Here is a 6,731-nt window from a genome sequence, read left to right on the forward strand (position 1 = left end):
AGCGCGTGACTCGATAGGGGCCTTTGATGGCATTGCCATTGGCTCTGGAGATCGCACCCACCCGCAATCTGCACCCCCGGCTATTGAGAACTACTTCTTCCTGATTAAAGACCGGCAGGTTTATGCGGACGCCAACCCTTCCGATAGCCTCGGCGTGGATGGCCGCACGCCCTATGTGATTGGTGACTTATTCGATGTGACGAATACCTGCATCAATGACAGCAGTAATGACGCTGACAGCGGTAACCAATGTTCGGCAAATGATCTGACCAATGGCTGGAAACTTGCCCTGGAAGAGAGTGGTGAGAAAAATCTGTCTATCCCGCTGATTTCCGGTGGCAATATCAACTTCACAACCTATTTGCCGGAAGGCGGAGAGGCAGACGGTGAGTGTGCCCCCAATATTGGCATCAGCCGCCTCTATCAGGTGGCGGTCAGGGATGGTTCACCGGATATTCACCTGCACTCGCATCTTGAGGGCGATACGCTCAGCAAGGAAGATCGATACATTGATCTCGCTTCGGGTATCGATGGCGGTGTAACGGCCATTTCGCCGGACGTTGGTCTGGCGGGAGCCCAGCAGACCAAGTTGGGCGATCAACGCCCCAATACGTTCTACTGGCGGGAGTTGGATATTGATGTGCTTGATAACTCTCCGAGCACACCTTCACCCTGATGGCCTATTCCTGGACTTGTGTAATGAACAGAAAGAATAATTCCGGTTTTACCATGATTGAGCTACTGATCGTCGTGGCTATTATGGCGGTCATTGTGGCGTTGGCGTTACCCAACTATCGGGAATATGTCATTAAGTCTAACCGCTCGGTTGCCAAAGGTGCCTTGCTGGAGGTGGCTTCTCGGGAAGAGCAATATTTTCTCAACAACCGCTCTTATACCAACTCTCTGGTAGATCTGGGATTGCCTGCCAATTATTACATGGGCAGTGATGGGCAGACCCTCACTACGTCTTCAGGGAGTATTTATCAGATCACCATCGATGAACCGGATTCAAATACGGGGGAGACGGCATATACGTTGTCTGCCACACCGCAAAACAGCCAGACGGAAGATGGTAGATGCGGGATATTCAGTATCGATGAACAGGGTTTGAAAACTGTGACAGATGCTTCCGAAAGCGCGTCCTATTGTTGGTGATGCGTTTTATTCGATCCCGTATTTTTTTAGCTTGTGGCGGATCTGCCTGAAACTGATCCCCAGTTCTTCGGCGGTGGCGGTCTTGTTCCAGCGATTGCGCTCCAGGGCTGCCGTCAGAATTTCTTTTTCAATATCGGCCAGATAGTCGTCCAGTGAATTGAATTTATCACTGCAATAGCCAGCGGTGGTATTTTTTATATCCACGGATGACGTGGTGCTCATGGCGCTGTTTAGGCAAAGGTTGTCAACTTCGATAGCGTTGCCACTACAGAGGGTAAAAGTGCGCTCCAGGGTGTTTTCCAGCTCCCTGATATTGCCGGGGAAGGGGTGTTTTTTGAGGGCGTTGATAGCCGCCTCGGAAATATCCGGGGTCGGCTGTCCATTCTCATTGGCAAGCAACTTCAGAAAATGTCGAGCAAGGAGCGGGATATCATCCCTGCGCTCCCTGAGGCTTGGCACCTGAAGCTCGATTACATTGATCCGATAGAATAGATCTTGCCGAAACTGGTTATTTCGCACTTCCTCCGCGAGGTCTCTGTGTGTGGCACTCAAGAGGCGCACGTCTACAGGAATTTCTGTCTCCGCACCCACCGGTCTGACAGATTTTTCCTGAATGGCCCGCAGCAGTTTCACTTGCATGGACAAGGGTAGGTCGGCAACTTCGTCGAGTAGAAGTGTTCCCCCATGGGCGGCCTGAAATAATCCCTGTTTGTCTCGATGGGCGCCGGTAAAACTGCCTTTTTTGTGTCCGAAGAACTCGCTTTCCATTAACTCCATGGGAATTGCCCCGCAGTTAACCGGAATAATGGGGCCGTTTGCTCTGGGGCTCAGGTGGTGGATCGTCCTGGCGACCAGCTCTTTGCCACTACCGGATTCGCCGCTGATAAACACCGGTGCCTGGCTTCTGGCCACACGGCGAATTTGTTGTTTGAGATGTTCGATGGCGGGAGATTGGCCTATCAAGACCGTTTCCTGTGGGTCTACATCGTCCCGGGGTTGTTCGAGTTTTAACGCTGACTGAACGATACTGCGCAGGCGCATCAACTCCAGCGGCTTGGAAATAAAATCAAAGGCGCCTTTCTTGAGCGCCTCAACGGCAATTTCCATATTGCCATAGGCTGTGATCATGGCTATCGGCAACTGCGGTTTAAACGATTGCACCGCCTCCACCAATTCCAGGCCGTTGCCGTCGGGCATTTTCATGTCGGTCAGGCAGAGGTCAAATTCTTCGCTTTCCAGCAATTTTTGGGCTTTCGCCAGTTTGGCGGCGGTAACGACTTCCAGCCCCATTTGTTCCAGGGTGATAGTCAGTAATTCTCTGATATCGGGCTCATCGTCGACGACGAGTACGCGTTTTTTCATCATCAGACTGGTCTCGGCAGTAATCGCTCTGGATGGGAGAAGCCCACCCTGAAATAGTGGTTTTCTGGGCTGTCGCCAAAATAATTCAGTGAGGCATAGTTGGTGTCGCATAGCTCCCTGGCCAGATACAACCCCAATCCCGAGCCGTCGTGGTTGGTGGTGTAGAAGGGCTCAAAAATGTAATCCTGATCCTTGGCTGGCACGCCGGGGCCCTTGTCGTAGATGTCTAGATAGGGTAATTCCGAGACGGGATCTCTGGAGATCACCAGCTTTACCCAGCGCTCTCCACTGTGCCGCTCGCTAAAACGGATGGCATTGTCGATCAGGTTGGTCAGCACCTGTGCGAGGTGGCCGGGGTCAAAAAAGATCTGCGTATCCTTGTTCGTTGATTCTATTTCAATGGTGCATGCCCGTGTCTGGGTATCGCTGTACTCGGAGCGGAATTTTTTCAACCACTGTTGTAGCCAGAGTTTCTGGAATTCGGGCATTTTTTGCCGGGAAAGTTGTAGAACATTTTCGACAATCTGGTTCACCCTGACACAGTGCCGCAAAATAATATCCAGTAGTTTTGCCGAGTTGGGGTCGTGGGGCAGTTCTGACAGCAATTGCGCGGCATGGCTGATGGCCCCCAGGGGGTTGCGGATCTCATGGGCGATGCTGCCGGTCAGTCGCCCCAGCGACGAGAGTTTGAGCTGCTGTGCCTGTTGCGTCAGGGTTCGGGTGTCCTCCAGAAAAATCAGCGTCTGCCGGTCCAGTCCCTGGGGCAGGGACGTGAAATTTGCCTGCAACTCCGATGAGGAGGGGCTGTTTTTGAATGTCGGCGTGCGAATCCAGGGATAACTGCGCCACCGTTCCAGTTGTTGATGCAGCGACAGGGCCAGACGAAGAGGTCGGCCGGCAGCCAAGCGCGCGCCGGGCTTTTGGCCATCCAGTAACTGGATGGCAGCGCTGTTGATCAGTTTGATATGGTCTTTGCCATCCACCACCAGAATTCCGGTGCGCATGCGTTTGACAATGGATTCGTTGAGTTTTTGCAGCTGCTCGTTTTCCGAGGCTTTCTGGACTGCAAGTTGCTGGGCGTGCCGTATTCGCTGGGTCAACACCTGGAAAATCATGGCCGTAGCAAACAGCAACATGCCCAGAATACCGGCCGGGAACATGGCTTCCCTGTTTTTGTCAAACAGCATGATGGTTGACAGGGTTTCCGTCATGACACAGATGCTGGCGGTGGCCGCCAGCAAGAGTGCCAGTTGGCCTGCCACCAGGATGCTGCCCGCCGCCACCGTCGGTAACAACAGGAAGCCAAGGCCACTCCCCATTCCGCCGCTGGCGTGCATCATCAGGGTCAGTGCGACCATATCGGTCAGCAGCATAAAGAACAGCAGCTGTGTGCCGGGGGTTGTGCGCGAAAATTTCAGGGGTATCAGAGACAGCAGGCAAAACAACGCATAGGACAATGATGATGCCAGAAACAGCTCGGGCAGTTCGCTGCCAAGTACCTTGGTCGCGGCTCCGGAGAGGTATATGCCGAGAAGTGTGATTGACAGTAGTGCGCGGTAGTACCCGTATACACTGAGTAAACTGTCCGGCGCGATTCTGGTTTCAGGCTGGCTGGTCATTATTGACATGGTAGCGGCGGTGTCCCCATCACAGCCTGATTCTAGCCGAAATGCCGATGGGTTTTTGGTGCATACATGCGAATTTCAGCATTTATTATTCTGAGTTTGCCATTGATCGCCCGATTTTGGTTAATCGTAGGGAGTGGGGATAGGTTGTCTTTTGTGCTGGGTTTTGCGGTAGATAGCCACAATACGGGATGCCACAGCCTCAGAGACCGGTTTGCCCTCCAGGAAATCATCCAGCTCGTCGTAGCTGATGCCCAGTGCGACCTCGTCGGCTTTCTGCGGCGACAGGCATTCCAGATCCGCGGTGGGCACTTTTTCCACCAGTACCTGGGGAGCTCCCAGGTAGCTGCCCAGTTGCCTCACCTGGCGTTTGCTGAGGCCAAATAGCGGGGCCAGGTCACAGGCGCCATCCCCCCATTTGGTAAAGAAACCGGTGATGTTTTCCGCCGAATGATCTGTGCCCAGAACCAGGCCGCCGAGCAGTCCGGCCACCTGGTACTGGATCGCCATGCGGGTGCGCGCCTTGGTATTGCCCTTGGTGAAATCGATAATGTCCTCTGGCGGAGACGGCAGGTTGCAGCTGTTCAGGGCGCCCAACACTTCCTCGTGAATGCCGTCGGCGCCCAGCTTGACGTTGATTGCCAGGCTTTGGCTCGGTTGGATGAATTGAATGGCCTGCTGGGCCTCGTGTTCATCAGCCTGGACGCCGTAGGGAAGGCGGATGGCGACAAAGCGGTAACCCTTGCCTGGGTCCTCGAGATTGAGTTCTTCGATAGCGAGTTGGGCGAGGCGACCGCAGGTGGTGGAGTCGATGCCGCCACTGATGCCCAGTACCAAGGTGCGCAAGCCCGATTGGACGAGTACCGATTTGATGAAAGCAATGCGCCTGGCGGCTTCAAAAGAGGGATCAATCTCGGGGATGACCTTCATTTCTGCGCGGATACTATCGATATTCATTGTTTTCACTCTGCTGCGATAGGTGGCACTCGGTTGGCTACAGGGACAAGAATAGCCCATTCCAGGCGGAGGGTGGGCGGAGGACAACAGCTCCTCACGGAAGGGGAGCCGCCGCAAACGGCGGCAGCGTGAGGCCTACTCCAGGATACCCAGGGTCAACCAGCTCAGCCACTTGCGTTTGGGATGGGCTTCTTCCTGCTCCAGGTTGCGATAACGCTCATTATAGAGATGGCGTGTATCGAATCGGGGCGGTTCCGGCCTGTCGTAGAGACCGAGGGTCGCCTTGTTCAACCAGGTCGCTTCCATGAAATTGGGATCATCCTGGTATTGGAACTGCCCCTCTTCATCCAGTGCCGGGTAGTCCGGGTAGTTGGCAGCCAGCAAATTGGCGGCATCATCGGCGAGATCCTGCATCTGCATCAGGTAATAGGCTTCAGCCATCACCGCCAGGCCGTCTGGAACGGCCGGGGTCATCTGGAAGTTTTCCACCACATAGCGCCCGCGGTTGGCGGCAGCCACGTAGGCGCCGCGGAGGAAGTAGTAATTGGCGGCGTGGATTTCATGGCGGGCGAGCACATTCCGCAAATACACCATCCGTTTTCTGGCATCGGAGGCATAGGGGCTTTCGGGATAGCGACTCAGCAGTTCATTGAAAGTGGCAAACGAATTGCGGGCAGTGCCGGGATCCCGCTTGGTTTCATCGGTCGGCAACAACTGGTCAAAAAAACCTTTGCTTTGCACAAACGACGCCAGGCCCTTCAGGTAGAACGCGTAATCCACGTTGGGATGTTGGGGGTGGAGGCGAATAAAGCGGTCGGCGGCGGCAATGGCGGCTTCATAATCAGACATTTTGTAATAGGAGTAGATCAGCTCCAATTGCGCCTGTTCTGCATAGTCCCCGAAGGGGTACTGGGCCTCCAGTGCCTCCAGGTTCTCAACGGCTTTATCCCAAAAACCAACGCCCAGGTCTTTCTGGATGATGTTGTAGAAGTCTTTCTCGGAATAGCCCGAAGTATCCGCCTGATCGCCTTTTTTGCCCTTGCTATCACCCAGCCAGGAGCAGCTGCAAACCAAAAGTGTTGCACAGATCAGAACGAGGGTGGGAAATCGCATGGGGTGGTCAAATCCTGGTCAGTCAGCAGTAAAGAGTTTTTTGTCCGCTGGGGCAATGGTTGTAAGATGGGCTATTTAACCACAGGCCCGACTGGAAACAAAACCTCAATGATCGAACCTATTGTGCTCAATGCCACTGTTCCTGAAACCCTTTCCGGCGCCCGTCTGGATCAGATTGCCGCGGAATTGTTTGACGGATTTTCCCGATCGCGATTGCAAAAATGGATCAAAGAGGGCGACCTGTTGGTGGATGGTAAGCCATGCCGCCCCAGGGATAAATTGTTCGGTGGTGAGCAGCTGACCGTTCATGCAGAGCTGGAGCCCGAAGGGGAGTGGAGTCCGGAAGCCATCGATCTCGATATCCGCTACGAGGACGATGAAATACTGATTATCAACAAACCCGCCGGGCTGGTGGTGCATCCGGCAGCGGGCAACTATCAGGGCACGTTGTTGAATGGCCTGCTTCACCACCTGCCGGACAATGAGCGCGTCCCCCGGGCGGGAATTGTACACCGTCTG

7 protein-coding genes are annotated in these 6,731 nt (G+C 54.3%); 3 read left to right on the top strand and 4 right to left on the bottom strand.

What is annotated here, in order from left to right; genetic code table 11:
- Both ABY948_RS10330 and ABY948_RS10335 read left to right on the top strand, forming a co-directional pair.
- Positions 1–676: hypothetical protein (locus tag ABY948_RS10330; RefSeq protein ID WP_461482456.1), on the top strand; the 676-nt coding region annotated here is incomplete at its 5' end.
- 23 nt (positions 677–699) lie between these two features.
- Positions 700–1,155: a type IV pilin protein gene (locus tag ABY948_RS10335; protein WP_461482457.1), complete on the top strand. Its 456-nt coding sequence runs from the start codon at positions 700–702 to the stop codon at positions 1,153–1,155.
- A 6-nt stretch (positions 1,156–1,161) separates the two neighbouring features.
- Here ABY948_RS10335 and ABY948_RS10340 read toward each other — a convergent pair whose 3' ends face one another.
- The 4 genes from ABY948_RS10340 to ABY948_RS10355 form a co-directional block, all read right to left on the bottom strand.
- The gene (locus ABY948_RS10340) at positions 1,162–2,520 is read right to left on the bottom strand and encodes a sigma-54-dependent transcriptional regulator (RefSeq protein WP_461482458.1); all 1,359 of its coding nucleotides are present in this window, start codon (positions 2,518–2,520) and stop codon (positions 1,162–1,164) included.
- Positions 2,520–4,145: a sensor histidine kinase gene (locus tag ABY948_RS10345; protein WP_461482459.1), complete on the bottom strand. Its 1,626-nt coding sequence runs from the start codon at positions 4,143–4,145 to the stop codon at positions 2,520–2,522. Before ABY948_RS10345 ends, ABY948_RS10340 begins: the two co-directional genes overlap by 1 nt.
- Before the next feature lie 120 nt (positions 4,146–4,265).
- On the bottom strand, positions 4,266–5,099 hold the full coding sequence (nadE, locus tag ABY948_RS10350) for an ammonia-dependent NAD(+) synthetase (protein ID WP_461482460.1): 834 nt from the start codon (positions 5,097–5,099) through the stop codon (positions 4,266–4,268).
- 135 nt (positions 5,100–5,234) lie between these two features.
- Positions 5,235–6,212, bottom strand: coding sequence for an outer membrane protein assembly factor BamD (locus ABY948_RS10355; RefSeq protein ID WP_461482461.1), 978 nt, complete (start codon positions 6,210–6,212; stop codon positions 5,235–5,237).
- A 108-nt stretch (positions 6,213–6,320) separates the two neighbouring features.
- Here ABY948_RS10355 and ABY948_RS10360 point away from each other — a divergent pair.
- Positions 6,321–6,731 (top strand): S4 domain-containing protein (locus tag ABY948_RS10360; RefSeq protein ID WP_461482462.1); only part of this gene is annotated, 411 nt, incomplete at its 3' end.

It is taken from the genome of Porticoccus sp. (assembly GCF_041592135.1).
GTDB lineage: Bacteria > Pseudomonadota > Gammaproteobacteria > Pseudomonadales > Porticoccaceae > Porticoccus.

Excerpts from the sequence above, each read along its gene's own strand:
- ABY948_RS10335 (WP_461482457.1), top strand. The coding sequence starts at position 700 with ATGAACAGAAAGAATAATTCCGGTTTTACCATGATTGAGCTACTGATC.
- ABY948_RS10340 (WP_461482458.1), bottom strand. The coding sequence starts at position 2,520 with ATGATGAAAAAACGCGTACTCGTCGTCGACGATGAGCCCGATATCAGA.
- ABY948_RS10345 (WP_461482459.1), bottom strand. The coding sequence starts at position 4,145 with ATGTCAATAATGACCAGCCAGCCTGAAACCAGAATCGCGCCGGACAGT.
- nadE (WP_461482460.1), bottom strand. The coding sequence starts at position 5,099 with ATGAATATCGATAGTATCCGCGCAGAAATGAAGGTCATCCCCGAGATT.
- ABY948_RS10355 (WP_461482461.1), bottom strand. The coding sequence starts at position 6,212 with ATGCGATTTCCCACCCTCGTTCTGATCTGTGCAACACTTTTGGTTTGC.